The 810-nt window shown below is 36.5% G+C and carries 1 protein-coding gene; it reads right to left on the bottom strand.

The window, feature by feature from the left end:
- The coding region (locus Q0X72_RS11425) for a DUF2911 domain-containing protein (RefSeq protein WP_297765429.1) at positions 1-543 on the bottom strand (543 nt) is incomplete at its 3' end.
- Between the last annotated feature and the right edge of the window lie 267 nt (positions 544-810).

Below are 810 nucleotides of genomic sequence, written 5' to 3'. Positions count from 1 at the left end.
CATTACAAAAACAATAGGAACTGCAACTCTGGTAGTACCCCATCCCATTACCATGTGAACTCCATTGTCAACATCTTGAAAGGTGACGGAAAAGGCTTCCAAAGATTCGGAACCTGCAGATACATTTGCATTGACTCTGGCTACATCACCGGCTTTATCATAAAAATAAGAACCCCATTGGTTCAGATTCTTATTTAAAATTACTGTCCAGCCATTTTCTCCGGGAATAGTGAAAAGAGCATATGTCCCTGCATCAATTTTTTGCCCACCAATAGTGGCGCCTTTAAAAAAGGTGATCTCCGCGGCCTCATTGGCTCCGGTTCTCCAAACCTTGCCGGCAGGTGCTAATTCTTCCATAGACCGTCCTTTGAGTTGAGGTCGGCTATAAATTACACGGACAGCTTTGTCAGAATTTTTGTAATCTGTTGGATAGGATGCCATGTCCATAGGGCTTTTATCCATACCGCTAAATTCTTGAGCAGAAGCGGTGCTTGCAAATACCATGGTGCATACCATGAGTGTAAGGGTAAGTACATTTTTCATAAAGTTCATTTTTAAGTTTTTCAAATCTAAGCTCTTAAGGCTTCGAATATTTATAAAGAGTCGTTAAAATTTGGACTTCTTACAATTTGCACTAACTTTTTAATAATTTGGTTCTTTTTATTATAAATTATTATAAATAATAGAAATAAAATATCAAATAGGAATCTAAAACGGTATATGTGTTTTCTATTTAAAACCAAAGTATCATCTTTGTCAACATAAATTATAATCGATATTTAGGATGTGTGGAATTGTGTGTGCCTTTGA

It is taken from the genome of uncultured Muriicola sp., assembly GCF_947258935.1.
In the GTDB taxonomy this organism is placed as follows: domain Bacteria; phylum Bacteroidota; class Bacteroidia; order Flavobacteriales; family Flavobacteriaceae; genus Muriicola.
Note: the sequence above shows the minus strand (reverse complement) of the source record. Positions and strands in the feature narration are given on the sequence as shown.